Below are 25,968 nucleotides of genomic sequence, written 5' to 3' on the forward strand. Positions count from 1 at the left end.
CCGTGCTCGAACAGTGCGGTAATAGAGACAGGGCCCGTACTGTGGGTTCTGTTGGAGTGCTGGAGCCCAGTCCGTCAGAAGGGGGCGCGCGAAGCCCATGAGCGGTGTCATGAAGCGTATGGGGATGATCTTCCGCGCGAAGGCAAACAAGGCCCTTGACCGGGCCGAGGATCCGCGCGAGACCCTCGATTACTCGTACCAGAAGCAGCTGGAGCTGCTTCAGAAGGTGCGCCGCGGTGTCGCCGATGTGGCGACCTCGCGCAAGCGCCTGGAGCTGCAGCTGAACCAGCTGCAGGGCCAGACGTCCAAGCTGGAGGACCAGGGCCGCAAGGCGCTCGCGCTCGGGCGCGAGGACCTGGCCCGGGAGGCGCTGTCCCGGCGCGCCGCACTCCAGCAACAGGTCACCGACCTGGAGACGCAGCACACGACGCTGCAGGGTGAGGAGGAGAAGCTCACTCTCGCGGCCCAGCGGCTGCAGGCCAAGGTCGACGCCTTCCGTACGAAGAAGGAGACCATCAAGGCCACCTACACCGCCGCCCAGGCGCAGACCCGGATCGGCGAGGCGTTCTCCGGGATCTCCGAGGAGATGGGCGACGTCGGCCTGGCGATCCAGCGGGCCGAGGACAAGACCCAGCAGCTGCAGGCACGCGCCGGTGCGATCGACGAGCTGCTCGCCTCCGGCGCTCTGGACGACCCGACCGGGACGGCGAAGGACGACATCGCCGCCGAGCTGGACCGGATCTCCGGTGGTACGGATGTGGAGCTGGAGCTGCAGCGCATGAAGGCCGAACTGGCCGGCGGCTCCACCCCGCCACAGGCCATCGAGGGCGGCCCGCAGGACGCCGCCCAGCAGCAGTCCTCGCAGTCCCCGCACAGGTTCGACAAGCAGTAAGGCGGACGTCATGATCGTTCGGATCATGGGGGAGGGCCAGGTAGCCCTGGCCGACAGCCACTTCGCTGAGCTCAACAAGCTCGACGACGAGCTGCTCGCCGAGATGGAGAGCGGCGACGGCCCCGGCTTCCGCGCCACGCTCCAGGCGCTCCTCGCCAGGGTGCGCGAGCTCGGCACACCTCTGCCGGACGACTCCCTGGAGCCGTCCGAACTGATCCTGCCGTCTCCCGACGCCACCCTCGAAGAGGTACGCGACATGCTCCGCGACGGCGGCCTGATCCCCGGCTGACGCCGGTCGCTCCAGCACCCGCACGCACTGTGCCCCGTGTCCGGTCCGCCGGCCGCGGGGCACGGTTCTGCCGGGACTTTTCGCGCTCTGCGTGCGGTTCCGGCCGCAGGCGGACCGTATCCGTGCGCGACACGCCGTACCGTAGCTTGACGTGACCACCCTCGGAACCGGGTTGCTGCGCGTCCGGCGCTGGCTGCGCGACCATCCCCTCGCGTTCGACGGGGCGCTCGCCGTGGCCGTACTCGCCGCGATGATCGCCGGATCGTTCACCGACCCGAACGCGCCGAACGGGCCCAGCTTCGGCACCCGCACGCCCGAGGCGGGCAGCGTGGTCCTGATGGTGCTCGCCGCCGCCGTGCTCGCCCTGCGGCGTCGCAACCCGATGGCGGTGCTGGCCGCCACCGGCGGGCTGTCCATCGTCGAGTTCGTGCTGGTGGACCCGCCCGCCCCAGTGGTCATGAGCGCGGTCGTCGCGCTCTACACGGTCGCCGCGTCCACCGACCGGCCCACCACCTGGCGGGTCGGCCTGCTGACCATGGCCGTGCTGACGGCGTCCGCGATGGTCTTCGGGGCATCCCCCTGGTACAACCAGCAGAACCTCGGGGTCTTCGCCTGGACCGGCATGGCCGGCGCCGCCGGGGACGCCATCCGCTCCCGGCGGGCGTTCGTCGACGCGATCAGGGAACGCGCCGAACGGGCCGAACGCACCCGCGAGGAGGAGGCCCGGCGGCGGGTCGCCGAGGAACGGCTGCGGATCGCCCGCGATCTCCACGACGTCGTCGCTCACCACATCGCCCTGGTCAATGTGCAGGCCGGGGTCGCCGCCCACGTCATGGACAAGCGCCCCGACCAGGCAAAAGAGGCGCTCGCCCACGTCCGGGAAGCCAGCCGTTCCGCACTGGGCGAACTCCGCGCCACGGTCGGGCTGCTGCGCCAGTCCGGCGACCCGGAGGCGCCGACCGAACCGGCACCAGGTCTCGCGGTCCTCGACGAACTCGTGGAGACGGTCCGGCGCGCCGGACTCCCGGTCGAGGTGGCCTGCGTCGACCGCAGGCCCCCGCTGCCCGCGGCCGTCGACCTGGCCGCGTACCGGGTGATCCAGGAGGCGCTGACCAATGTGCGCAAGCACGCGGGCCCCGGGGCGAAGGCCGAGATCAGTGTCGTACAGGTCGGGGCGACGGCCGAGGTCACAGTCCTCGACAACGGCACGGGCAGCCCCGAGGCCCCGGGCGTCGCAGCCGACGGCGGCGGCCACGGACTGCTCGGTATGCGCGAGCGCGTCACCGCCCTGGGGGGCATCCTCACGGCCGGGCCCCGCTACGGCGGCGGATTCAGGGTTCATGCGATCCTGCCGGTCAGGGCCCGCACGGGAGAGCCGGGGACGCCGGGCATGGCGGGCCGGACGGGGGAAGGCGCATGACACCAGCACCCATCAGGGTTCTGCTCGTCGACGACCAGGCGCTGCTGCGCAGCGCGTTCCGGGTGCTGGTCGACTCGGAGCCCGACATGCAGGTCGTAGGCGAGGCGGCCGACGGCGCGGAGGCCGTGGCGCTGACCTGCTCGGCGCGCCCCGATGTGGTGTTGATGGACATTCGGATGCCCGGCACGGACGGACTGGCCGCGACCCGGATGATCAGCGCCGACCCCGAGCTGGCGGACGTACGGGTCGTCATGCTCACCACCTTCGAGGTGGACGAATATGTGGTGCAGTCGCTGAGGGCCGGTGCCTCAGGCTTCCTCGGCAAGGGCGCCGAACCGGACGAACTGCTCAATGCCATCCGTATCGCCGCGGGTGGTGAGGCGCTCCTCTCGCCGGCCGCCACCAAGGGACTGATCGCCACCTTCCTTGCGCAGGGCGGCAGTTCGGGTGGTGAGGGGCCGAGCGCCGCGGAGTACTCCGAGCGGCTCGATGCGCTCACCGGCCGCGAACGAGAGGTACTGGTCCTCGTCGGGGGCGGGCACTCCAACGACGAGATCGCCGAGCGCCTCGCCGTCAGCCCACTCACCGTCAAGACCCATGTGAACCGGGCCATGGCGAAACTGGGTGCCCGCGACCGGGCTCAATTGGTGGTTTTTGCGTACGAATCGGGCCTGGTGCGCCCACGGGTGGAATGAAGGGTGGAAGCGGCGTACTCCACCTGCGGTATGCGCCACATAAGAAAATGACCCTGTGGTCGACGATTCTGCCCCTGTGGATGAGCGATGGTGTAGCTGGGCCGGGTCTGTCCCCGAGTCACCCGCCCACCTGCCGCGTAAGCCACAGAAGAGAGACCCACCCATGTCCTGGCTGTCCAGATTCAGCCTCGCGCAAAGGGCCCTGATCGGGCTGATCTCGATCGTCGCGCTCGTCTTCGGAGCGATCGCGATCCCGCAGCTCAAGCAGCAGTTGCTGCCCACCATCGAACTCCCGATGGTCTCGGTGCTCGCCCCCTACCAGGGTGCGTCCCCCGATGTGGTCGAGAAGCAGGTCGTCGAACCGCTCGAGAAGTCCATCAAGGCCGTCGACGGCGTCACCGGCGTCACCTCGACCGCCAGCGAGGGCAACGCCGTCATCATGGCGACCTTCGACTTCGGCGACGAAGGCACCAAGCAGCTGGTCGCCGACATCCAGCAGGCGGTCAACCGCGCCCGCGTCCAGCTGCCCGACGACGTCGACCCGCAGGTCATCGCCGGTTCGACGGACGACATCCCGACCGTCGTCCTCGCCGTCACCTCCGACAAGGACCAGCAGGCGCTCGCCGACCAGCTGGACCGCACCGTCGTCCCCGCTCTGGAGGACATCGACGGTGTCGGCCAGGTCACCGTCGACGGTGTCCAAGACCTCCAGGTCTCCATCACCCCGGACGACAAGGAGCTCGCGGCCGCCGGTCTGAACGCCGGATCCCTTGCCCAGGCCCTCCAGGCGGGCGGCGCCACGGTCCCGGCCGGATCGTTCTCGGAACAGGGCAAGAGCCGCACCGTCCAGGTCGGCGGGGCCTTCACCTCCCTGAAGCAGATCGAGGACCTGCGGGTCACCGGTCAGGACCCGGCCACCGGCAAGCCCGGCAAGCCGGTCCGCATCGGTGACATCGCCACGGTGAAGCAGGAGCCGTCCACCGCGGTCTCCATCACTCGCACCAACGGCAAGCCGAGCCTCGCCGTGATGGCCACGATGGACAAGGACGGCAGCGCCGTCGCTATTTCGAACGCCGTCAAGGACAAGCTCCCGGACCTCCGCAAGGACCTCGGCGCCGGCGCCGAACTGACCGTCGTCTCCGACCAGGGCCCCGCCGTCTCCAAGGCGATCTCCGGTCTGACCACCGAGGGCGCGCTCGGCCTGCTCTTCGCGGTCATCGTGATCCTGGTCTTCCTCGCGTCGCTCCGCTCGACGCTGGTCACCGCGGTCTCCATCCCGCTCTCCGTGGTTCTCGCGCTGATCGTGCTCTGGACCCGCGACCTGTCGCTCAACATGCTCACGCTCGGCGCGCTGACCATCGCGATCGGCCGCGTCGTCGACGACTCGATCGTGGTCCTGGAGAACATCAAGCGTCACCTCGGCTACGGCGAGGAGCGGCAGTCGGCGATCATCACCGCGGTCAAGGAAGTGGCCGGCGCGGTCACCTCCTCGACCCTCACCACGGTCGCGGTCTTCCTTCCGATCGGTCTGGTCGGCGGCATGGTCGGCGAGCTGTTCGGCTCGTTCTCCCTGACCGTCACCGCGGCCCTGCTCGCCTCCCTGCTGGTCTCGCTGACCGTGGTCCCCGTCCTGTCCTACTGGTTCCTGCGCGCCCCCAAGGGCAGCACGGAGAACCCGGACGAGGCCCGTCGCAAGGCCGAGGAGAAGGAAGCCCGCAGCAGGCTCCAGCGGCTGTACGTCCCGGTGCTGCGCTTCGCGACCCGGCGCCGCATCACCAGCATCGCCATCGCCATCGCCGTGTTCGTCGGCACCTTCGGCATGGCGCCGCTGCTCAAGACCAACTTCTTCGACCAGGGCGAGCAGGAAGTCCTCTCCATCAAGCAGGAGCTGGCCCCCGGCACCAGCCTGGCGGCCGCCGACGAGGCGGCCAAGAAGGTCGAGAAGCTCCTCGACGAGGACAAGGGCGTCAAGGACTACCAGGTCACCGTCGGTTCCTCCGGCTTCATGGCGGCCTTCGGCGGCGGTACGGGCGCCAACCAGGCCTCCTACCAGGTCACCCTGAAGGACTCGGCCGACTTCGACGCCACCCAGAAGCGCATCGACAAGGGCCTCGGCAAGCTCGACGGCATCGGTGACACCACCATCGCCGCGGGCGACGGTTTCGGCAGCCAGGACCTCAGCGTCGTGGTCAAGTCCGCGGACGCCACGACCCTGAAGAAGGCCTCCGAGGAGGTACGGGCGAAGGTCGCCGAGCTGAAGGACGTCACCGACGTCCAGAGCGACCTGGCGCAGAGCATTCCGCGCATCTCGGTGACGGCCAACTCCAAGGCCGCTGCCGCCGGATTCAACCAGGCCACCCTCGGCGCGGCCGTCGCCGGAGCGGTGCGCGGTACCCCGGCCGGCAAGGCGATCATGGACGACACCGAGCGCGACGTCGTCATCAAGTCCGCCCACCCGGCCACCACGATGGAGGAGCTGAAGAAGCTTCCCCTCGGCACGGTCGAGCTCGGCCGGATCGCCGATGTGAAGCTGGTCCCCGGACCGGTCTCCATGACGAGGATCGACGGCCAGCGCGCCGCCACGATCACCGCCAGGCCCACCGGTGACAACACCGGCGCGGTGAGCGCCTCGCTCCAGTCGAAGATCAACGCGCTGGACCTGCCGGACGGCGCCACCGCCACCATCGGCGGGGTCTCCCAGGACCAGAGCGACGCGTTCGTGAAGCTCGGCCTGGCCATGCTCGCGGCCATCGCGATCGTCTTCATGCTGCTGGTCGCGACCTTCCGGTCCCTGGTCCAGCCGCTGATCCTGCTGGTCTCCATCCCGTTCGCGGCCACCGGCGCCATCGGTCTCCTCGTCGTCACCGGCACCCCGATGGGCGTCGCGGCGATGATCGGCATGCTGATGCTGATCGGCATCGTGGTGACCAACGCGATCGTGCTGATCGACCTGATCAACCAGTACCGGACGCAGGGCATGGGCGTCGTCGAAGCAGTCATCGAGGGCGGCCGCCACCGCCTCCGCCCGATCCTGATGACGGCACTCGCGACGATCTTCGCCCTGCTCCCGATGGCGCTCGGCGTCACCGGCGAGGGCGGCTTCATCTCGCAGCCCCTCGCGGTCGTGGTGATCGGCGGCCTGGTCACGTCGACGCTGCTGACGCTGCTGCTGGTGCCGACGCTCTACGCGATGGTGGAGCTCCGCAAGGAGCGCCGCGCGACGAAGAAGGCCATCAAGCGCGCGAAGAAGGCGGGCGTTCCGGCCCCGTTGGAGGAGACCACCTCCGAGGAGCCGGAGCCTGCGAAGGCCTGACGTCCGGCACACACGAAGACCCCGGCACCGGTGAACGGTGCCGGGGTCTTCCTGTGCCGGCCTGCCGGGCCCGTACGGGCGGCCTCGGCCCCCAGGCGGGGGCGGAGGCCCGGGAGACCCTGTCGTCCCTACGGGATCGCCAGCATCCGCTCCAGCGCGAGCTTCGCGTACTTCTCCGTCTCGGGGTCGACCTCGATCCGGTTGACCAGGTTCCCCTCGGCCAGCGACTCCAGCGCCCACACCAGGTGCGGCAGGTCGATCCGGTTCATCGTTGAACAGAAGCAGACCGTCTTGTCGAGGAAGACGACCTCCTTGTCCTCCGCGGCGAACCGGTTGGCCAGGCGGCGCACGAGGTTCAGCTCGGTGCCGATCGCCCACTTCGAGCCGGCCGGGGCCGCCTCCAGGGCCTTGATGATGTACTCCGTCGAGCCGACGTAGTCCGCCGCGGCCACGACCTCGTGCTTGCACTCGGGGTGCACCAGCACATTGACGCCCGGGATGCGCTCGCGCACATCGTTGACGGAGTCCACCGAGAAGCGCCCGTGCACCGAGCAGTGCCCGCGCCACAGGATCATCTTCGCGTTCCGCAGCTCCTCGGCGGTGAGGCCGCCGTTCGGCTTGTGCGGGTTGTAGAGGACGCAGTCCTCCAGCGTCATCCCCAGGTCGCGGACCGCGGTGTTCCGGCCCAGGTGCTGGTCGGGGAGGAAGAGGACCTTGCCCGCCGAGGGCTCCCTCTGCTCGAAGGCCCACTCCAGGGCGCGCTTCGCATTGGACGAGGTGCAGATCGTGCCGCCGTGCCTGCCGGTGAAGGCCTTGATGTCGGCGGAGGAGTTCATGTATGAGACGGGTACGACCTGCTCGGCGACCCCGGCCTCGGTCAGTACGTCCCAGCACTCGGCGACCTGCTCGGCGGTGGCCATGTCGGCCATCGAGCAGCCTGCGGCCAGGTCCGGCAGCACGACCTTCTGTTCGTCGGTGGTCAGGATGTCCGCGGACTCCGCCATGAAGTGAACACCGCAGAAGACGATGTACTCGGCTTCCGGCCGGGCGGCCGCGTCACGGGCGAGCTTGAACGAGTCGCCGGTGACGTCCGCGAACTGGATGACCTCGTCGCGCTGGTAGTGGTGGCCGAGAACGAAGACCTTGTCCCCGAGCTTCTCCTTGGCCGCGCGGGCGCGCTCCACCAGGTCCGGGTCGGACGGGGAGGGCAGATCGCCGGGGCACTCGACGCCACGCTCACTCTTCGGGTCGGCCTCGCGGCCGAGCAGCAGCAGGGCGAGGGGCGTCGGCTGGACATCGAGGTCCTGGACGGGGTGGGCCGTGGTCACGTCACGCACCCTTTCTTCTCTGCAGATAAGCCTTTTCGTCTAATTGACGTTATCGATCATATCCGGTTCACGTCACTTTGACGATGCCGATAGCGTCTATGTGACGCATTCCCTCTTGAGCTGATCGGGGGCCGTTCCGCAGTCGCGAGAGGCATCGTTGCCCCGCCCGGCACCTCTTCGCCCCGCCCGGCACCTCTTCCCGGAGGCGTGTGCGAGCATGAAAGGAACAGGCAAGCGCTCGGCCCGGAATGAATCCGCGGTCCCGACGGTTGCAACGTCGGCAAGCAGTCCGCACAACCCGGGAGAGAAGCAGATGTCCGTATCGGACGAGACCACCACCGTGAGCGACGGCATCCTCCTGTCCGACGCCGCCGCAGCCAAGGTCAAGAGCCTGCTGGAGCAGGAAGGCCGTGACGACCTGGCGCTCCGCGTCGCCGTCCAGCCCGGCGGCTGCTCGGGCCTGCGCTACCAGCTCTTCTTCGACGAGCGTTCGCTCGACGGCGATGTCGTGAAGGACTTCGACGGCGTCAAGGTCGTCACCGACCGGATGAGTGCTCCGTACCTGGGTGGTGCCTCGATCGACTTCGTCGACACCATCGAGAAGCAGGGCTTCACGATCGACAACCCGAACGCCACGGGCTCCTGCGCCTGCGGTGACTCCTTCAGCTGAGTCGCGAAGGCGGTATCGGGCAGCAGTGCCTGACGAAGGCGGCGGCCCCCGGATTCCGGGGGCCGCCGCCTTCGCTCGTGCCAGACATCTGTCAGGCGACTGTCACCGACGCGTACATCTGGTGCCGTGATCGGCAGTGTGCCCCGCCGCAAAGCTGGCACTAGCCGCGCGGCACCGTGCCGCCCGCCGCGTCGAGCACCTTCCGGTCACCCAGCGGGGCGTCCAGCGTCACCGTCCGCGTCAGCTCCTTGGCGATCATGATGCAGACCTTCTTCGGGTCCGGGATCGACTCGGTGATCGTCACCCGGACCGCGTCCGCGCTCTCGGTCGCGCTCGCCGCGTAGGTACTGCACACCCCGCCCCAGAACGTCACCCTCAGCGTCCGGTCGTCCGCGGTGTACGAGTTCAGCTGGTGCGTGGACCGGGACGCGTCCCCCGTACCCGGATCCTGCCCCGGTTCCTTCGAGGGCTTCACCAGCGAGTCCGGGTCCACCGCGACCTGTGCCACCGTGTTGCCCGTCCCGCCCGCCGCCGGCCGCACCGAGAAGAGCCATGACGGTACGAGCGTCTGCTCGCCGTCCACGTACCGCATCGCAAGGCCGAAAACCGCTTTGTCGACCACTGCGGTCGTCGTCTCCCGCTCCGCTCCGGTCCGTGCCCCGCAGCTGACAGCCGACGACTTCGGTTCTCCCTCCTCCAGTGGTACGGAGGTGGCGCACCCGCCGACGTCGCCCCGCGAAGCGGCCGCGCGGCCGGCCTTGTTCAGTTGCTTCAGCGCATCGTCCGCGCTGATCACCGGATACTCCGCACCTTTCTCCAGGCTCTTCAACTGCCCGCTGCCGCCGACCACTTGACGGTCCGGCCCCACCTGGATCCCGGTCGCCCAGCCGTACGTGGGCAGCCCGCCCACCACCGGGTTCGCGTTCACCACCCTTACCGAGCCCATGAGTTGGGACGCGTCGAGGGCGGCACCGTCCTGCCCAGCCGCCTTCAGCACGGGCACGGCGGCGGCCTTGGCAGCGTTCTCGCTCACCGGCGATCCCGTGCCGCCCGGCGCCGCGTCCTTGCCCCCACACGCCGTCGTGCTCCGGCAGTTGTCCGTTCCGCCGGAGCCGAAGCGGGCGAACGACCAGGTGCCCGGCGCCTGCTTGTCCACACGCAGGATCGGACCCGAGCCGTCCCCGTCGGACCCCACCTTCCAGGCCGCGCCCTCGGCCCGCGGAGTGCCCTCCAGGCCCAGAACCTTCGCCAGCCGGGTCACCTCCGCCGCGGAGACGGTGCCCTTCGCGCGGTGGACGGCGGCCTTGGCCGGGCCGTCGGGCAGCCTGCCGGACGCGCGGTAGACCACGCCGTCACCGCTGGGGTCGGGCTCGCCCGGGGCGATACCCACCGGGGGTGCCGTCGGGCTCGACGCACCCTCGTCGAGCGCGAGCAGGGGAGGCGTGCGGTCACTGCTGCCCGCGCGGCTGCTGCCGCCGCCGTCCGCGGCAGCCCAGTACGCGCTGCCGCCCCCGGCGAGCAGCACCGCTGCCGCCACCGAGGCCACGGCCAGCGGCGACCGCCGCCGGGGGGCAGTCACGTCATTGTCGGGTCGCTCGGTGCTCACCGGGTCGCTCCTTCGACTGCGTTGCCGTCACCATGACCGTCGCACGGCCATCGCCTGTCCCGCGAGTGCGGACAGGGGTGGGACGGAGCAGGGGGGCACCCGGTTCCCCGAGAGTGCCGGAAGCGAGCGGTTGCGGCCGTCAGTCGCCGTACTCGGACATCGCGTCGATCAGCCGTGCGGATGCGTCCGGAACGGTGACACCATGAATCAGGGACGGCGCGACAGGGGCGGGGGCAGCCTTGGCGGGTACGACCCAGTGCGGAGCCATCCGTGCGCAGTCACCGCGCAGCTCGGCCAGGCTGATCTCGGACTCACGCGGGGCGATGTTGTTCGGCATGTCCGCACCGTAGGCACCGCAAGCCTCAGGATAAAAGACCTACTATCGGGTAGTTTTTCCCCTTCAGGGCGAGTGCGGCGAACGGGTAGCGTGAACTGTCACGCCGTCCCGGGAACACAGACAGCTGTTCCCCCCGACCCCTGCAGGAGCAGTCTTCCCGTGCGCATCGCAGTCACTGGCTCCATCGCCACCGATCACCTCATGACCTTCCCCGGCCGTTTCGCCGACCAGCTGGTCGCCGATCAGCTGCACACGGTCTCGCTCTCCTTCCTGGTCGACAACCTCGATGTGCGCCGGGGCGGTGTCGCCGCCAACATCTGCTTCGGCATGGGCCTGCTCGGTACCGGCCCGATCCTGGTCGGCGCCGCGGGCTCCGACTTCGACGAGTACCGTGCCTGGCTCGACCGGCACGGCGTCGACACCGGCTCGGTGCGGATCTCCGAGGTCCTGCACACCGCCCGTTTCGTCTGCACGACGGACGCCGACCACAACCAGATCGGCTCCTTCTACACGGGTGCGATGAGCGAGGCCCGGCTGATCGAGCTGAAGGCCGTCGCCGACCGCGTCGGCGGTCTCGACCTCGTCTCGATCGGCGCCGACGACCCGGAGGCGATGCTCCGCCACACCGAGGAGTGCCGCTCCCGGGGCATCGCGTTCGCCGCCGACTTCTCGCAGCAGATCGCGCGGATGGACGGCGACGAGATCCGGATCCTCCTCGACGGGGCCACGTACCTCTTCTCCAACGAGTACGAGAAGGGGCTCATCGAGTCCAAGACCGGCTGGACCGACGAGGAGATCCTCGGCAAGGTCGGCTACCGCGTCACCACGCTCGGAGCCCGCGGCGTCCGGATCGAGCAGGCCGGTCAGGAGACCATCGAGGTCGGCTGCCCGGAGGAGGAGACGAAGACGGACCCGACCGGCGTCGGTGACGCCTTCCGCGCCGGTTTCCTCTCAGGCCTCGCCTGGGGCGTCAGCCTGGAGCGCGCCGCGCAGGTCGGCTGCATGCTCGCCACGCTGGTCATCGAGACGGTCGGCACCCAGGAGTACACCCTGCGCCGCACCCACTTCATGGACCGCTTCACCAAGGCGTACGGTCACGACGCCGCCGCAGAGGTCCGCGCCCACCTGCGCTGATCCGGGCAGGCTACGACAGCCGGCGGACCACATAGGCCGAGCCCCGGCCCGCCGGCTCCTCGCCCACGTACTCCTGCTCCCGCATCTCGCACCACGCGGGGATGTCCAGCCGCGCAGCCTCGTCGTCGGAGAGCACGGTCACCGTCCCGCCCACCGGCACCTCTCCGATCACCTTTGCGAGTTCGATCACCGGGATCGGGCACCGCTTCCCCAGCGAGTCGACCACCAGGGACGCGGCCGTCGCGGGGGAGGGGGCGGGCGGGACAGGTGCGCCCAGCCTCTCCCGTACCCCTGCCACCACCCCCGGCAGCACCCCGAGGAAACGGTCGACGTCCTCTTCCGTGGTGCCGGCCGGCAGGGACACCCGGACGTTGCCCTCCGACAGCACTCCCATCGCCTTCAGCACATGGCTCGGCGTGAGCGTGCTGCTCGTGCAGGACGAACCGGACGACACGGAAAACCCCTCACGGTCCAGTTCGTGGAGGAGTGTCTCCCCGTCGACATAGAGACAGGAGAAGGTCACCAGATGCGGCAGCCGCCGCACCGGATCGCCGACCACCTCCACATCGGGCACGACCGAGCCCACCGTGGCCCGAATCCGGTCCACCAGCGCCCGCAGCCGTACGGACTCCGCCGCCGCCTCGGCCCGGACGGCCCGCAACGACGCCGCCGCCGCCACGACGGCCGGGATGTTCTCGAACCCGGCGGCCCGCCCCGACTCCCGTTCGTCCGCCGCGCCCTGGGGCGCGAACCGGACCCCCTTGCGTACGGCGAGCAGACCCACCCCCGAGGGCCCGCCCCACTTGTGGGCACTGGCCGCCAGCAGCGACCAGCCGCCCGGCACCGGACCCCAGCCCAGCGACTGCGCGGCGTCCACCAGCAGCGGTACGCCCGCCGCCCGGCAGGCCTCCGCGACCTCCGCCACCGGCTGCTCCGTACCGACCTCGTGGTTGGCGGACTGCAGGCAGGCCAGCGCGGTGTCCTCGCGCAGGGCCTCCCCGAACGCCGCCGCGCTCACCGCCCCCGTCCGGTCCACCGGCACCTCGGTGAACGTCCCGCCCTGAGCCTCATGGGCGGCGGCCGAATGGAGCACCGACGAGTGTTCGACCGCCGAGACCACCAGATGGCGGCCGACACGCCGACGCCCGGCGAGGGCTCCGGAAATTCCTGAGTGCACCGCCCGGGTTCCCGACGAGGTGAAGGCCAGCTCGTCCGGGCGGCACCCCACCACCTCCGCGGCGGCCTCCCGGGCCGCGTCCAGCAGCAGCCGGGCCCGCCGCCCCTCCCGGTAGAGGCGGGCCGGGTCGGCCCAGCCCTCGTCCAGTGCGGCAAGCAGCGCCTGGCGGGCTACGGGGTGCAGAGGTGCGGAGGATGCGGCATCGAAGTAGGGCACATGTCCACGCTAGTGCCCCTCCCGGCAAGCTTTGTCCCGTCGCACCGCCCAGCACGCCCGCTCCGCGTCGGGCGCAAGCCCTGGCAGCTCCTTCCCCGAGCTCTCAGCTCCCTTCGAGCAGGGGAGGCCCCATCCCAGGACGTCCGGCCGCCTTGCGATCGCACGCACCGGGCGACGCTCCCTACGGGGCAAACACTGCCGCTCAGGGCACTGGCTCGCGCCCGCCGCCGCCTCCGCACGGGCCGCTCACGCAGTCAGGAGAGGGCCCGTCAGATGGCGGCCGGAGGCCCGGATTCCACCCCTTCGGGGTGTCGGGCGGCGCGTTGGGCACCCTCCCCGCGCGACCCCAAATGGCGTCCAGTAGGGTTTGGTCCGCATAAACATCCAAACCCCTGCCCGCGTCAGGGCGGCGACCGACCAGACAGACGGCCGCGCCGAACACGCGGGCGAGACTCTCGGGAAGGCGCTACGTGAGTCCCAACGGCTCCGACCGCTCGTCGCGGCGCCCGATGCGGCGGAAGCTGCCGCAGGTGCTGACTGCGGGCCTGATCCTGGCGACCGCCACCGGTTGCACATACAAGGACTTTCCCCGCCTTGGTATGCCCACGCCGGTAACGGAAGAGGCACCACGGATCCTTTCTCTCTGGCAGGGCTCGTGGGCGGCAGCGCTCGCCACGGGTGTGCTGGTCTGGGGCCTGATCCTGTGGAGTGTCATCTTCCACCGGCGCAGCCGCACCAAGGTGGAGGTACCTCCGCAGACCCGGTACAACATGCCCATCGAGGCGCTGTACACCGTGGTCCCTCTCATCATCGTCTCGGTGTTGTTCTACTTCACCGCGCGCGACGAATCGAAGCTCCTCTCGCTCTCCCAGAAGCCCACCCACACCATCAACGTGGTCGGCTTCCAGTGGAGCTGGGGCTTCAACTACATCGAGAACGTGGACGGCTCGCCCGCCACGGGCAAAAAGATCCCCAAGGAACTCGACGCCATCCCCGACCGGCTCCGGGAGGACTTCCCCGAGGGTGCGGAAGGCGTCTACGACGTCGGCATCCCGGGAACCCGGAACCCGCAGAACGGCAACCCGGGTCCGACCCTGTGGCTGCCGAAGGGCGAGAAGGTCCGCTTCGTTCTGACTTCGCGTGACGTCATCCACTCCTTCTGGGTGGTGCCGTTCCTCATGAAGCAGGACGTCATTCCGGGCCACACCAACGCCTTCGAGGTGACTCCCACCCAGGAGGGCACCTTCAAGGGCAAGTGCGCCGAACTCTGCGGCGTCGACCACTCCCGGATGCTCTTCAACGTCAAGGTCGTCTCCCCGGAGCGCTACCAGGCGCACCTCAAGGAGCTGGCCAAGAAGGGCCAGACGGGCTACGTGCCGGCCGGTATCGAGCAGACGAAGCCGGCCAGGAATGCGGAGACGAACAAACTGTGAGCATCCTCAACGAATCTCAGGGTGCCGCGGCAGCAGACGACTCGTACGAGGACGAGCTGCCGGCCCGCCTGAAGCAGCCGGGAAACGTCGTCGTCAAGTGGTTGACCACCACTGACCACAAGACGATCGGCACGATGTACCTGGTCACGTCGTTCGCGTTCTTCTGCATCGGCGGACTGCTGGCGCTCTTCATGCGCGCCGAGCTGGCCCGTCCCGGCACGCAGATCATGTCGAACGAGCAGTTCAACCAGGCGTTCACGATGCACGGCACGATCATGCTGCTGATGTTCGCGACGCCGCTGTTCGCCGGGTTCGCGAACTGGATCATGCCGTTGCAGATCGGCGCGCCCGACGTGGCGTTCCCGCGGCTGAACATGTTCGCGTACTGGCTGTACCTCTTCGGCTCGATCATCGCGGTGGCCGGCTTCCTCACCCCGCAGGGTGCGGCGGACTTCGGCTGGTTCGCCTACTCCCCGCTCTCGGACGCCGTCCGTTCGCCGGGTGTCGGCGCCGACATGTGGATCATGGGTCTGGCCTTCTCCGGCTTCGGCACGATCCTCGGTTCGGTCAACTTCATCACCACGATCATCTGCATGCGCGCACCCGGCATGACGATGTTCCGGATGCCGATCTTCGTGTGGAACGTCCTGCTGACCGGTGTGCTGGTCCTGCTGGCCTTCCCGGTGCTCGCCGCCGCGCTCTTCGCGCTGGAGGCGGACCGCAAGTTCGGTGCGCATGTGTTCGACGCGGCCAATGGTGGCGCGCTGCTCTGGCAACACCTCTTCTGGTTCTTCGGCCATCCAGAGGTGTACATCATCGCCTTGCCATTCTTCGGAATCATCTCCGAAGTAATCCCGGTGTTCAGCCGGAAGCCGATGTTCGGCTACATCGGCCTGGTCAGCGCCACGATCGCCATCGCGGGCCTGTCTGTGACCGTGTGGGCGCACCACATGTACGTCACCGGCGGTGTGCTGTTGCCGTTCTTCTCGTTCATGACGTTCCTCATCGCGGTACCGACCGGTGTGAAGTTCTTCAACTGGATCGGCACGATGTGGAAGGGATCGCTGTCCTTCGAGACACCGATGCTCTGGGCCGTCGGCTTCCTGGTCACCTTCACCTTCGGTGGTCTGACCGGCGTCATCCTGGCCTCGCCGCCGCTGGACTTCCACGTCTCGGACTCGTACTTCGTCGTCGCGCACTTCCACTACGTCATCTTCGGCACCGTGGTCTTCGCGATGTTCTCCGGATTCCACTTCTGGTGGCCGAAGTTCACCGGCAAGATGCTGGACGAGCGGCTCGGCAAGATCACGTTCTGGACGCTGTTCGTGGGCTTCCACGGCACGTTCCTGGTGCAGCACTGGCTCGGCGCGGAAGGCATGCCGCGTCGTTACGCGGACTACCTCGCCGCCGACGGCTTCACCCTGCTGAACACGATCTCGACGATCTCCTCGTTCCTCCTCGGACTGTCGATGCTGCCGTTCCTCTACAACGTGTGGAAGACCGCCAAGTACGGCAAGAAGATCGAGGTCGACGACCCGTGGGGCTACGGCCGTTCGCTGGAGTGGGCAACCTCCTGCCCGCCGCCGCGGCACAACTTCCTCACCCTGCCGCGGATCCGCTCCGAATCCCCGGCGTTCGACCTGCACCACCCGGAGATCTCGGCGCTCGAACAGCTGGAGCACCACTCCGAGGCTGACAAGGCCCTCGCTGGTGGCAAGGAGGCCGGCAAGTGAAGATCCAGGGCAAGATGTTCCTCTGGCTGAGCGTCTTCATCCTCGCCATGGCAATCACCTATGGCGTGTGGTCGAAGGAGCCGGCCGGCACCACCGCGCTCGTCCTGGGCTTCGGTCTGAGCGTCATGATCGGCTTCTACCTGGCCTTCACGGCGCAGCGCGTCGACGATATGGCTCAGGACAACAAGGAAGCCGATGTCGCGGACGAGGCCGGCGAGGTGGGGTTCTTCTCCCCGCACAGCTGGCAGCCGCTGTCACTGGCCATCGGTGGCTCCCTGGCCTTCCTGGGAATCATCTTCGGATGGTGGCTGCTCTACTTCTCGGTCCCGGTCATCATGATCGGTCTGTTCGGCTGGGTCTTCGAGTACTACCGCGGTGAGAACCGCACCCAGTGACACCGCTCCACCGGTGACACCGCTCCACCTGACGGGGGGCCCGCACTTCTCCTCCACGAGAAGTGCGGGCCCCCCGTTTGCAGTCACCCGACGCGCTGAAACTGATGAATCTTCTTAGCGTGGGTTCATGAACCTCACGCCGCGTTTCAGGCCCGTAGCGAGCTGCACACTGCTGGTCGTGACCCTGGTTGCAGGGGGGACCGCCTGTGGTGGGCCCGATGGTCATCCGCTGTCCGCGCAGCCGTACGACGCGGCGGACGAGATCTCCTTCAACACCCCGGATGGCGGCAAGAAGGCTGATCCCGACAAGCCCCTCGAAGTCACCGTCACGGGTGACGACGGCCGGATCACGGACGTGACGGCCGTGGACACGGCCGGACACCATCTCGCGGGTGAACTCGCCGCCGACGGGAGCCGCTGGCACTCCACCGCCCCGCTTGCCGCGGGCACCCGATACACCGTCAAGGTCAGCGTCGAGAACGACGACGGCGCCCCGGGCGCCCGTACGCTCGCTTTCGAGACGGCCTCGGCGAAGAAGTTCCTGAAGGTCGCCTTCGGCCCGCAGGCGGGCACCTACGGCGTCGGACAGCCCATTACGGCGGTACTCAGCGCTCCGGTCAGGGACAAGGCCGCCAGGGCCACCGTGGAACGCTCCCTGAAGGTCCGGTCCACGCCCTCCGTGCTGGGTTCCTGGTACTGGGTCGACGACAAGACCCTGCACTACCGCCCGCAGGAGTACTGGCCCGCCAGGGCCACGATCGAGGCCACCAGCACCTTGGCGGGCATCAAGGTCACCAAGACGCTGTACGGGGCTCCCGCGAAGGCGTTGAAGATCACTACCGGCGACCGCATAGAGGCCATCACCGACGCCTCCGCGCACTCCATGACGGTCAAGCGCAACGGACGAGTGATCAAGACCATTCCGGTGACCACCGGCAGGCCCGGCTTCGCCACCCGCAACGGCATCAAGGTCGTGCTGAGCAAGGAGTACTCCGTACGCATGCGCGGGGAGACGATCGGCATCGCGGCAGGCTCATCCGACTCGTACGACCTGCAGGTCTACTACGCGACCCGCGTCACCTGGAGCGGCGAATACGTGCACGCGGCACCCTGGTCCGTCGGCTCACAGGGGTTCGCGAACGTCAGCCACGGCTGCACGGGCATGAGCACCAGCGAGGCCCAGTGGTTCTTCAACACCGTGCGCGAGGGGGACATCGTCAAGGTCGTCGGCAGCCAGGGGGCGACGATGACACCGTTCGACAACGGCTACGGCGACTGGAACCTGTCCTGGGCCAACTGGCAGAAGGGCAGCGCCCTGCAGAGCAACACCACGCCGGACCGCTCGGACACGATCCAGGCGGCGCGCCTGCGCCCCGAGGTCTGACCGGCCAGGCGAGTGCGCTGCCCCTCGGTGGGGAATGGGGAGCCGCGGATGCCGCCGCGGCGGCATCCGGGCCGGTCAGGCGTCTGCGCAGAGCCTGTTGCGCAGCAGAGCGGCCAGGGCGTCCGCGAACTCGACCGGCTCGACCGGAAGGGTCACCGCGGCGTCCGCACGGCTCCAGGTGGCCAGCCAGGCGTCCTGAGGGCGCCCGATCAACAAGAGCACCGGCGGACAGTGGAAGACCTCGTCCTTGATCTGCCGGCAGACGCCCATGCCGCCCGCCGGGGCCGTCTCGCCGTCCAGCACGCACACGTCGATGCCACCGCTCTCCAGAGCGGTCAGGACGGCGGGCAGGGTGGCGCACTCCACGAACTCCACCGGTGGCACGTCCGCCGCAGGCCTGCGACCGGCGGCCAGCCTCACCTGCTCACGGGTGTTGGCGTCGTCGCTGTAGACCAGGACCGTGGCGGTCGGCTGCATTGTTCCTCCGTGACATCTGTGTCTTCGGGGCTCTCGGGGCATGAACCGATGCGCGGATCGTACTCCGGCGGACAGCCTGTCAGCACCGGTAATGACGCGGATTCGATGGGCCGTTCGGGGAGGACACACCCTGCTGACACACCGAACGGCACCCCCCGGAGTGAGGGCGGGATAAGCGACCGACATAATGTCGGTCGTGGCGACAGCAACGACAGTAGAAACCGGGCACGCGCACCCGTCGGTCAATCGACCGAACCTCACCAGCGTCGGAACCATCATCTGGTTGAGTTCCGAGCTGATGTTCTTCGCGGCCCTCTTCGCGATGTACTTCACCCTGCGATCGGTGATGGGTCCCGACCACTGGAAGGAAATGGCTTCGGCCCTGAACTTCCCGTTCTCGGCGACGAACACCACGATCCTGGTGCTCTCCTCCCTCACCTGCCAGCTCGGCGTCTTTGCCGCGGAGCGGGGCGATGTGAAGAAGCTCCGTGCCTGGTTCGTGATCACTTTCGTGATGGGTGCGATCTTCATCGGAGGCCAGGTCCTGGAGTACACCGAGCTGGTGAAGAAGGACGGCCTCTCGCTGTCCTCCGACCCGTACGGCTCGGTGTTCTACCTGACCACCGGCTTCCACGGTCTGCATGTGACAGGCGGTCTCATCGCCTTCCTGCTCGTCCTGGGCAGGACATACGCAGCCAAGAGGTTCACCCACGAACAGGCGACCGCTGCCATCGTCGTGTCCTATTACTGGCACTTCGTCGATGTCGTGTGGATCGGCCTCTTCGCCACGATCTACATGATCAAGTAACCGGGCTCGAACCCGAACCACATCCAGCATCGACGCAGAAGATCCTGACACCGGGGTAATCCGTGAAAAAGCTCTCCGCACGACGACGCCATCCGTTGGCGGCGGTCGTCGTACTACTCCTCGCGCTGGCGGCTACTGGGGGGCTGTACGCCGCGTTTGCGCCCGCGAGTAAGGCGCAGGCCGACGACACCGCCCAGTCCCTCGCCATTGATGAGGGCAAGAAGCTGTACTCCGTCGGTTGCGCCAGCTGCCACGGAACCGGCGGTCAGGGCACCACCGACGGGCCGAGCCTGGTCGGTGTGGGCTCCGCCGCCGTCGACTTCCAGGTCGGCACCGGCCGTATGCCGGCGCAGCAGCCGGGTGCCCAGGTACCGAAGAAGAAGGTCATCTACACCCAGGCCGAGATCGACCAGCTCGCGGCGTACGTCGCGTCGCTCGGCGCCGGCCCGATCGTGCCGACCAAGGACCAGGTCAACCCTGAGGGTGCGGACATCGCCAAGGGTGGCGAGCTGTTCCGTACCAACTGCGCGCAGTGCCACAACTTCACCGGCGAGGGCGGTGCGCTGTCGAAGGGCAAGTACGCGCCCAGCCTTGAGGGCGTGGCCCCGAAGCACGTCTACGAGGCCATGCAGACCGGCCCGCAGAACATGCCCTCCTTCCCCGACACGACGATGCCCTCGCAGCAGAAGCGGGACATCATCGCGTACATCAAGACCGTGAACAGCGCCGAGTCCGAGTCCCCTGGTGGCCTCAAGCTGGGCGGGCTCGGTCCGGTCAGCGAGGGTCTGTTCGCCTGGATCTTCGGTCTCGGCGCACTGATCGCAGTTGCCGTTTGGGTCGCGGCCCACACCGCTAAGGCCAAGAAGTCATGAGTAGCCAAGAGATTCCAGAAGAGAACCTGCCTGCTGAGCAGGGCACCGCGCACACCGCGGTAGAGGTCGCGGACGACCCGTTCGCAGACCCGGGGCTGCCGGCCCACAGGCCGCGCATCCAGGACATCGACGAACAGGCCGCGAAGCGGTCGGAGCGCACGGTCGCGCTCCTGTTCCTGCTGTCCATGGTGGCGACGGTCGGCTTCATCGCCTCGTACGTCATCTTCCCGGTCGACAAGATCGTGTACATCTGGCCGTTCGGCCACGTGAGCGCGCTCAACTTCTCCCTGGGGCTGACCCTGGGCGTGGCCCTCTTCGCGATCGGAGCGGGCGCCGTCCACTGGGCGCGCACGCTGATGTCCGACGTGGAGGTGGCCGACGACCGCCACGCCATCGCGGCCGAGCCCGAGGTCAAGGCGAAGGTTCTCGCCGACTTCGCGGCCGGCGCCGAGGAGTCCGCGCTCGGCCGGCGCAAGCTGATCCGCAACACCATGTTCGGTGCGCTGGCCCTGGTGCCGCTCTCCGGCGTGATGCTGCTGCGCGACCTCGGTCCGCTGCCGGAGAAGAAGCTCCGCAACACCCTGTGGGCCAAGGGCAAGCAGCTCATCAACATGAACACGATGCTGCCGCTGCGTCCCGAGGACGTCGCCGTCGGTTCGCTGACCTTCGCCATGCCCGAGGGCCTGAACGAGGACGCGGAGGACTTCCAGAACCAGATCGCCAAGGCCGCGCTGATGATCATCCGTATCCAGCCGGAGAACATCAAGGACAAGCGCGAGCGCGAGTGGGCCCACGAGGGCATCGTGGCCTTCTCGAAGATCTGCACCCACGTCGGCTGCCCGATCAGCCTGTACGAGCAGCAGACGCACCACGTGCTCTGCCCGTGCCACCAGTCCACCTTCGACCTCTCCGACGGCGCCCGCGTCATCTTCGGTCCGGCCGGTCACGCCCTTCCGCAGCTGCGGATCGGTGTGAACGCCGAGGGCAACCTCGAAGCGCTCGGTGACTTCGCAGAGCCCGTCGGTCCTGCCTTCTGGGAGCGCGGATGAGTACTGCGACCACGAACACATCCGGTGCTGCCGCACCGGGCAATCGCAAGGCGCCCGCCGGTGAGCGGGTGGCCGACTGGGCGGACGGCCGGCTCGGGATCTACTCCCTGGCCAAGGCCAACATGCGCAAGATCTTCCCGGACCACTGGTCCTTCATGCTCGGTGAAGTAGCCCTCTACAGCTTCATCATCATCATCCTCACGGGTGTGTATCTGACGCTGTTCTTCCACCCGAGCATGAACGAAGTCGTGTACCACGGCTCGTACGAGCCGATGCAGGGCATCCGGATGTCCGAGGCCTACGCCTCGACGCTGGACATCAGCTTCGACGTCCGCGGTGGTCTCCTGGTCCGCCAGATCCACCACTGGGCCGCGCTGATCTTCCTGGCCGGCATGTTCGTGCACATGATGCGCGTCTTCTTCACGGGTGCGTTCCGCAAGCCGCGTGAGATCAACTGGCTGTTCGGCTTCCTGCTGTTCGTGCTGGGTATGTTCACCGGGTTCACCGGCTACTCGCTCCCGGACGACCTGCTCTCCGGTACGGGTGTCCGCTTCACCCAGGGCGCGATCCTGTCGATGCCGATCGTCGGCACGTACATCTCGATGTTCCTGTTCGGCGGAGAGTTCCCCGGTCACGACTTCGTCGGCCGGTTCTACTCGATCCACATCCTGCTGCTGCCGGGCATCATGCTCGGCCTGCTGGTGGCGCACCTGATCCTGGTCTTCTACCACAAGCACACGCAGTTCGCGGGTCCCGGCCGGACGAACAAGAACGTCGTCGGCATGCCGCTGCTGCCGGTGTACATGGCGAAGGCCGGAGGCTTCTTCTTCCTGGTCTTCGGCATCATCGCCATCATCGCGGGCATCGCCTCGATCAACCCGATCTGGGCCATCGGCCCGTACCGCCCGGACCAGGTGTCCACCGGCGCCCAGCCCGACTGGTACATGGGCTTCGCCGAGGGTCTGATCCGAGTGATGCCTGGCTGGGAGATCAACCTCTGGGGTCACACGCTCGTCCTGGGCGTGTTCATCCCGCTGATGGCCTTCGGACTGGTGCTCGCGATCATCGCGGTCTACCCGTTCGTCGAGTCCTGGATCACCGGGGACAAGCGCGAGCACCACATCCTGGACCGCCCGCGCAACGCCCCGACCCGGACGGCCTTCGGCGTCGCCTGGATCACCGAATACGTCATCGTCTTCATCGGCGGTGGCAACGACCTCTGGGCCACGCACTTCCACCTCTCGCTGAACGCCATCTCGTGGTTCGTCCGGATCTTCATCTTCGTGGGGCCGGTCGTCGCGTTCATCGTGACGAAGCGGATCTGCCTCGGCCTTCAGCGCCGCGACAAGGAGAAGGTGCTGCACGGACGCGAGTCCGGCATCATCAAGCGCCTGCCGCACGGTGAGTTCGTCGAGATCCACGAGCCGCTCGGTCCCGAGCAGCTGCACACGCTCACCGCGCACGAGCAGTACAAGCCGGTCGAGATCGGCCCGACGGTCGACAAGAACGGTGTCGAGCGCAAGGTGCCCGCGATGCAGAAGCTGCGGGCCAAGCTCAGCAAGGGCTACTACGGCGAGCACAACCAGATCGAAAAGGCCACCGCCGAGGAGTACAAGGAGATCACCAGCGGCCACGGCCACCACTGATCAGCTGAACTGATCGCCACAGCAGGAGCCCCGTCCATTCGATGGACGGGGCTCTTCGCTGTCCCTGGGGCTCGATAGGGTGGGGTGCATCCCCTTTTCGGCTGTGGACCCCAGGAGCGGACCATGAACGTTGTGACCCCGGTCGGCGGCGACAGCGTGGCGGCTCGTTCCTGGCCGGGCGTGCTGAACCCGCTGCTGCGTGGCGAGGACCTTACCGCCGACGACACCGCGTGGGCGATGGACAGCATCATGAGCGGCGAGGCGACCGACGTGCAGATCGCCGGTTTCGCCGTCGCCCTGCGGGCCAAGGGCGAGACCGTCGACGAGGTCACCGGACTCGTCCGCGCGATGTACGAGCACGCCACCACGATCCACGTGCCGGGCCGCACGGTCGACATCGTCGGCACCGGCGGCGACCTCGCCAAGACGGTCAACATCTCCACGATGTCCGCGATCGTCGTCGCGGGCACGGGCGCCAAGGTCGTCAAGCACGGCAACCGGGCCTCCTCCTCGGCCAGCGGCGCCTCCGACGTCCTGGAGAAGCTGGGCGTCAACCTGGAGCTGACCCCGCAGCGTGTCGCCGCGGTGGCGGAGGAAGCCGGCATCACCTTCTGCTTCGCCGTGAAGTTCCACCCCGCCCTACGGTACGCGGCGAGGGCCCGCAAGGAGCTCGGCGCGCAGACCACGTTCAACATCCTCGGGCCGCTCACCAACCCGGCGCAGGTGCGTTCCCAGGCCGTCGGTGTCGCCGATCCGAAGATGGCTCCCATCGTCGCGGGCGTGCTCGCGGCGCGCGGCAACTCCGCGCTCGTCTTCCGCGGCGACGACGGTCTGGACGAGCTGACGACCACGGCGACCTCCCGGGTCTGGGTGGTCCGCGACAAAGAGGTGCGCGAGGAGGCGTTCGACCCCCGCGACGTCGGTCTGCAGCTGGTGCCCGTCGAGGCGCTGCGCGGCGCCGACGCGTCGTACAACGCCGATGTGGCCCGCCGGCTGCTGGCCGGTGAGACCGGTCCGGTACGCGACGCGGTGCTGCTCAACTCGGCGGCGGCGCTGGTGGCGCTGGACCCGGGCGAGGGCACGCTGAACGAGCAGCTCGCCGCCGGGATGGCGAAGGCCGCCGAATCCATCGACTCGGGTGCGGCCCGGGCGGCGCTGGAGCGCTGGGTGGCGGTCAGCAACACCTGACCGTACGGAAATGCGGCACAGGGCGCAGTCCAGATCTTGGACTGCGCCTTGCACGTCGGTGCACGTATGGCAGGATGCTGGTCAGGTCATGAGTGACAGCGACTACGGCCCCGGCCCGCTGTCCGGCAACCCTCCGTCCGTGGCGGGGTGCCCCGGGTGAAGACCAGGCCGTGGGCAGCGAGGTCTGCGGCAAGCGCGGACCCCTCGACATCTCTGAATGTCACCTCCCTGGGGTCCTGGTCCTCAAGGAGCCTCTTGTGAGCAAGCGAATGCGATAGGGCCCAAGGCCCTTCTCCGCACACCCTTTTCTTCTTCCTGCGCTGCCGCGTGTCCGCCGGCGCAGTGAATTCGCCTGCCTGTTAAGGGAGTTCGCCATGTCCGTCTTCACCGCTGCCGCCGACCAGTCCATTTGTACGCCGCTGCCCGTTCTCGGGCGGGATGTGACCGTTCCTCTGGTGACCGGTGGTGAAGTCACGTACGCCGCCCTCGACTACGCGGCCAGCGCCCCGGCCCTGCAGCGCGTGTGGGACGACGTCGCCGCGTACGCCCCGTACTACGGCAGCGTGCACCGCGGCGCCGGCTACCTTTCGCAGCTCTCCACGGACCTCTTCGAGAACAGCCGCAAGACCGTCGCGGAGTTCCTCGGCTGCCGTCCCGAGGGAGACCAGGTGATCTTCACCCGGTCGACGACCGACTCGCTGAACCTGCTCGCCGCGGTGCTCCCCGCCGACTGCCAGGTCTTCGTGTACGAGACCGAGCACCACGCCTCGCTGCTGCCCTGGCGTGACGCCCGCGTCACCTACCTCAACGCCCCGCGCACCCCGGCCGAGGCCGTCGAGACCCTGGAGCGGGCGCTCGCCGACCGCGATCCTTACGGACCGGCGCTGGTCTGCGTCACCGGCGCCTCCAATGTCACCGGTGAGCTGTGGCCGGTGAAGGAACTGGCCGCCGCCGCCCACGCGCACGGCGCCCGGATCGTGCTCGATGCCGCGCAGCTCGCCCCGCACCACCCGGTGGACATCGCCGGGCTCGACGTCGACTGGGTCGCCTTCTCCGGGCACAAGCTGTACGCGCCGTTCGGCTCCGGTGTCCTCGCGGGCCGCGCCGACTGGCTGCAGGACGCCGAGCCGTACCTCGCCGGTGGCGGCGCCTCGCGGAGGGTCGCCCGGCGCACCGACGGTGGAGTGGACGTCGAGTGGCACTCGACCGCCGCCCGCCACGAGGCCGGTTCGCCCAACGTCATCGGCGTCCACTCCATCGCCTCCGCCTGCAAGGCGCTCACCGAGGCCGGCTTCGACCGGCTCGTCGCCCGTGAGCAGCAGCTCGTCACCCGGGTCCGCGACGGCCTCGCCGAGGTCCCCCAGGTCAAGGTGCTGTCGCTGTTCGGCGACGACGCCCCACGGGTCGGCGTCATCTCGTTCGTGGTGGAGGGCTGGAACAGCTCGCACTTCGCCGCGGCGCTCTCCGCCGAATACGGCATCGGGGTACGCGACGGACTGTTCTGTGCCCACCCGCTGGTCCGCACCCTGCTGGGCGGCGATCCGCAGGACCCGGGCGAGTGCGGTGCGCCGGAGGCCGAGCCGGGCGAGCTCCCCCAGTCCCGAACGGACTCGACCGGGGGGACCCCCTTGCTGAACGCGATCCGGGTCAGTTTCGGCGCCGGTACGCCGGACGAGCACATCGAGCGCTTCGTCCGCGCGGTCAAGGAGCTGGTGAGCAAGGGGGCCCGGTGGACGTATCGAACCGAGGACGGCCGCTGTGTCCCGGACCGGGGCGCAGCGCAGATCTGACGGGCCCGTCGCACTTCGGCCGGGGACGGGCAGCAGTGGCCCGCCCCCGCCGCAGTGGGACGCCGACCCAAGCCGGGCGACCCAGTGGGGATGGCCCCCCCCCGGCGGGCGGGGCG

22 protein-coding genes and 1 riboswitch are annotated in these 25,968 nt (G+C 68.6%); of the genes, 17 read left to right on the plus strand and 5 right to left on the minus strand.

The window, feature by feature from the left end; all coding sequences use genetic code 11:
* The first annotated feature begins 109 nt into the window (after positions 1–109).
* The 5 genes from ACIBB8_RS01780 to ACIBB8_RS01800 all read left to right on the plus strand — a co-directional run bounded on the left by ACIBB8_RS01780 (position 110) and on the right by ACIBB8_RS01800 (position 6,609).
* Positions 110–892, plus strand: coding sequence for a PspA/IM30 family protein (locus ACIBB8_RS01780; RefSeq protein WP_366134536.1), 783 nt, complete (start codon positions 110–112; stop codon positions 890–892).
* 10 nt (positions 893–902) lie between these two features.
* Positions 903–1,181, plus strand: coding sequence for a hypothetical protein (locus ACIBB8_RS01785; protein WP_366134535.1), 279 nt, complete (start codon positions 903–905; stop codon positions 1,179–1,181).
* A 151-nt stretch (positions 1,182–1,332) separates the two neighbouring features.
* The gene (locus ACIBB8_RS01790) at positions 1,333–2,601 is read left to right on the plus strand and encodes a sensor histidine kinase (protein WP_398948406.1); all 1,269 of its coding nucleotides are present in this window, start codon (positions 1,333–1,335) and stop codon (positions 2,599–2,601) included.
* Positions 2,598–3,296, plus strand: a complete 699-nt coding sequence (locus ACIBB8_RS01795; RefSeq protein WP_398948407.1) for a response regulator — start codon at positions 2,598–2,600, stop codon at positions 3,294–3,296. Before ACIBB8_RS01790 ends, ACIBB8_RS01795 begins: the two co-directional genes overlap by 4 nt.
* A gap of 163 nt (positions 3,297–3,459) precedes the next feature.
* Positions 3,460–6,609, plus strand: coding sequence for an efflux RND transporter permease subunit (locus tag ACIBB8_RS01800; RefSeq protein ID WP_398948408.1), 3,150 nt, complete (start codon positions 3,460–3,462; stop codon positions 6,607–6,609).
* A gap of 128 nt (positions 6,610–6,737) precedes the next feature.
* Here ACIBB8_RS01800 and nadA read toward each other — a convergent pair whose 3' ends face one another.
* Positions 6,738–7,946, minus strand: coding sequence for a quinolinate synthase NadA (gene nadA / locus ACIBB8_RS01805; protein ID WP_398948409.1), 1,209 nt, complete (start codon positions 7,944–7,946; stop codon positions 6,738–6,740).
* Between the two features lie 304 nt (positions 7,947–8,250).
* On the opposite strand from nadA, the gene erpA reads away from it, so the two are divergent.
* Positions 8,251–8,607, plus strand: a complete 357-nt coding sequence (gene erpA / locus ACIBB8_RS01810) for an iron-sulfur cluster insertion protein ErpA (protein ID WP_189540679.1) — start codon at positions 8,251–8,253, stop codon at positions 8,605–8,607.
* A 160-nt stretch (positions 8,608–8,767) separates the two neighbouring features.
* Here erpA and ACIBB8_RS01815 read toward each other — a convergent pair whose 3' ends face one another.
* Both ACIBB8_RS01815 and ACIBB8_RS01820 read right to left on the minus strand, forming a co-directional pair.
* Positions 8,768–10,213 carry a hypothetical protein gene (locus ACIBB8_RS01815; RefSeq protein ID WP_398948410.1) on the minus strand — a complete coding sequence of 482 codons (1,446 nt, stop codon included), beginning with the start codon at positions 10,211–10,213 and terminating at the stop codon, positions 8,768–8,770.
* Positions 10,214–10,352: 139 nt separating this feature from the next.
* On the minus strand, positions 10,353–10,550 hold the full coding sequence (locus ACIBB8_RS01820; RefSeq protein WP_366135076.1) for a hypothetical protein: 198 nt from the start codon (positions 10,548–10,550) through the stop codon (positions 10,353–10,355).
* A gap of 159 nt (positions 10,551–10,709) precedes the next feature.
* Between ACIBB8_RS01820 and ACIBB8_RS01825 the strand changes: the two genes are divergently transcribed.
* Entirely contained in the window at positions 10,710–11,684 is a 975-nt protein-coding gene (locus ACIBB8_RS01825) for a carbohydrate kinase family protein (protein WP_398948411.1), read from the plus strand.
* A gap of 10 nt (positions 11,685–11,694) precedes the next feature.
* On the opposite strand, the gene ACIBB8_RS01830 is transcribed toward ACIBB8_RS01825, so the two are convergent.
* On the minus strand, positions 11,695–13,077 hold the full coding sequence (locus ACIBB8_RS01830; protein WP_398948412.1) for a cysteine desulfurase/sulfurtransferase TusA family protein: 1,383 nt from the start codon (positions 13,075–13,077) through the stop codon (positions 11,695–11,697).
* A gap of 470 nt (positions 13,078–13,547) precedes the next feature.
* Between ACIBB8_RS01830 and coxB the strand changes: the two genes are divergently transcribed.
* From coxB to ACIBB8_RS01850, 4 genes are all read left to right on the plus strand, one after another.
* Positions 13,548–14,510: a cytochrome c oxidase subunit II gene (coxB, locus tag ACIBB8_RS01835; protein WP_398948413.1), complete on the plus strand. Its 963-nt coding sequence runs from the start codon at positions 13,548–13,550 to the stop codon at positions 14,508–14,510.
* Positions 14,507–16,243: a cytochrome c oxidase subunit I gene (gene ctaD, locus ACIBB8_RS01840; RefSeq protein WP_398948414.1), complete on the plus strand. Its 1,737-nt coding sequence runs from the start codon at positions 14,507–14,509 to the stop codon at positions 16,241–16,243. The genes coxB and ctaD overlap by 4 nt, the downstream gene beginning before the upstream one ends.
* Positions 16,240–16,638: a cytochrome c oxidase subunit 4 gene (locus ACIBB8_RS01845; RefSeq protein WP_398948415.1), complete on the plus strand. Its 399-nt coding sequence runs from the start codon at positions 16,240–16,242 to the stop codon at positions 16,636–16,638. Before ctaD ends, ACIBB8_RS01845 begins: the two co-directional genes overlap by 4 nt.
* Positions 16,639–16,765: 127 nt before the next feature.
* Positions 16,766–18,022: an Ig-like domain-containing protein gene (locus tag ACIBB8_RS01850; protein ID WP_398948416.1), complete on the plus strand. Its 1,257-nt coding sequence runs from the start codon at positions 16,766–16,768 to the stop codon at positions 18,020–18,022.
* Between the two features lie 75 nt (positions 18,023–18,097).
* On the opposite strand, the gene ACIBB8_RS01855 is transcribed toward ACIBB8_RS01850, so the two are convergent.
* A complete protein-coding gene (locus tag ACIBB8_RS01855) occupies positions 18,098–18,499 on the minus strand; it encodes a hypothetical protein (RefSeq protein ID WP_398948417.1) in 402 nt (133 codons plus the stop codon).
* Between the two features lie 187 nt (positions 18,500–18,686).
* Between ACIBB8_RS01855 and ACIBB8_RS01860 the strand changes: the two genes are divergently transcribed.
* The 6 genes from ACIBB8_RS01860 to ACIBB8_RS01885 all read left to right on the plus strand — a co-directional run bounded on the left by ACIBB8_RS01860 (position 18,687) and on the right by ACIBB8_RS01885 (position 25,852).
* Positions 18,687–19,307 (plus strand): heme-copper oxidase subunit III, encoded by a 621-nt coding sequence (locus tag ACIBB8_RS01860; RefSeq protein WP_266986533.1) that lies wholly within the window; start codon positions 18,687–18,689, stop codon positions 19,305–19,307.
* Between the two features lie 62 nt (positions 19,308–19,369).
* Entirely contained in the window at positions 19,370–20,179 is an 810-nt protein-coding gene (locus tag ACIBB8_RS01865; protein ID WP_398948418.1) for a c-type cytochrome, read from the plus strand.
* Positions 20,176–21,228: a Rieske 2Fe-2S domain-containing protein gene (locus ACIBB8_RS01870; RefSeq protein WP_398948419.1), complete on the plus strand. Its 1,053-nt coding sequence runs from the start codon at positions 20,176–20,178 to the stop codon at positions 21,226–21,228. The genes ACIBB8_RS01865 and ACIBB8_RS01870 overlap by 4 nt, the downstream gene beginning before the upstream one ends.
* A complete protein-coding gene (locus ACIBB8_RS01875; protein ID WP_398948420.1) occupies positions 21,225–22,874 on the plus strand; it encodes a cytochrome bc complex cytochrome b subunit in 1,650 nt (549 codons plus the stop codon). The genes ACIBB8_RS01870 and ACIBB8_RS01875 overlap by 4 nt, the downstream gene beginning before the upstream one ends.
* 123 nt (positions 22,875–22,997) lie before the next feature.
* On the plus strand, positions 22,998–24,062 hold the full coding sequence (trpD, locus tag ACIBB8_RS01880; protein ID WP_398948421.1) for an anthranilate phosphoribosyltransferase: 1,065 nt from the start codon (positions 22,998–23,000) through the stop codon (positions 24,060–24,062).
* A gap of 84 nt (positions 24,063–24,146) precedes the next feature.
* Positions 24,147–24,264: riboswitch (SAM riboswitch) on the plus strand.
* 172 nt (positions 24,265–24,436) lie between these two features.
* Positions 24,437–25,852 (plus strand): aminotransferase class V-fold PLP-dependent enzyme, encoded by a 1,416-nt coding sequence (locus ACIBB8_RS01885; protein WP_398948422.1) that lies wholly within the window; start codon positions 24,437–24,439, stop codon positions 25,850–25,852.
* Positions 25,853–25,968 lie beyond the last annotated feature (116 nt).

The organism is Streptomyces sp. NPDC051286 (assembly GCF_044455345.1).
Taxonomy (GTDB): Bacteria; Actinomycetota; Actinomycetes; order Streptomycetales; family Streptomycetaceae; genus Streptomyces.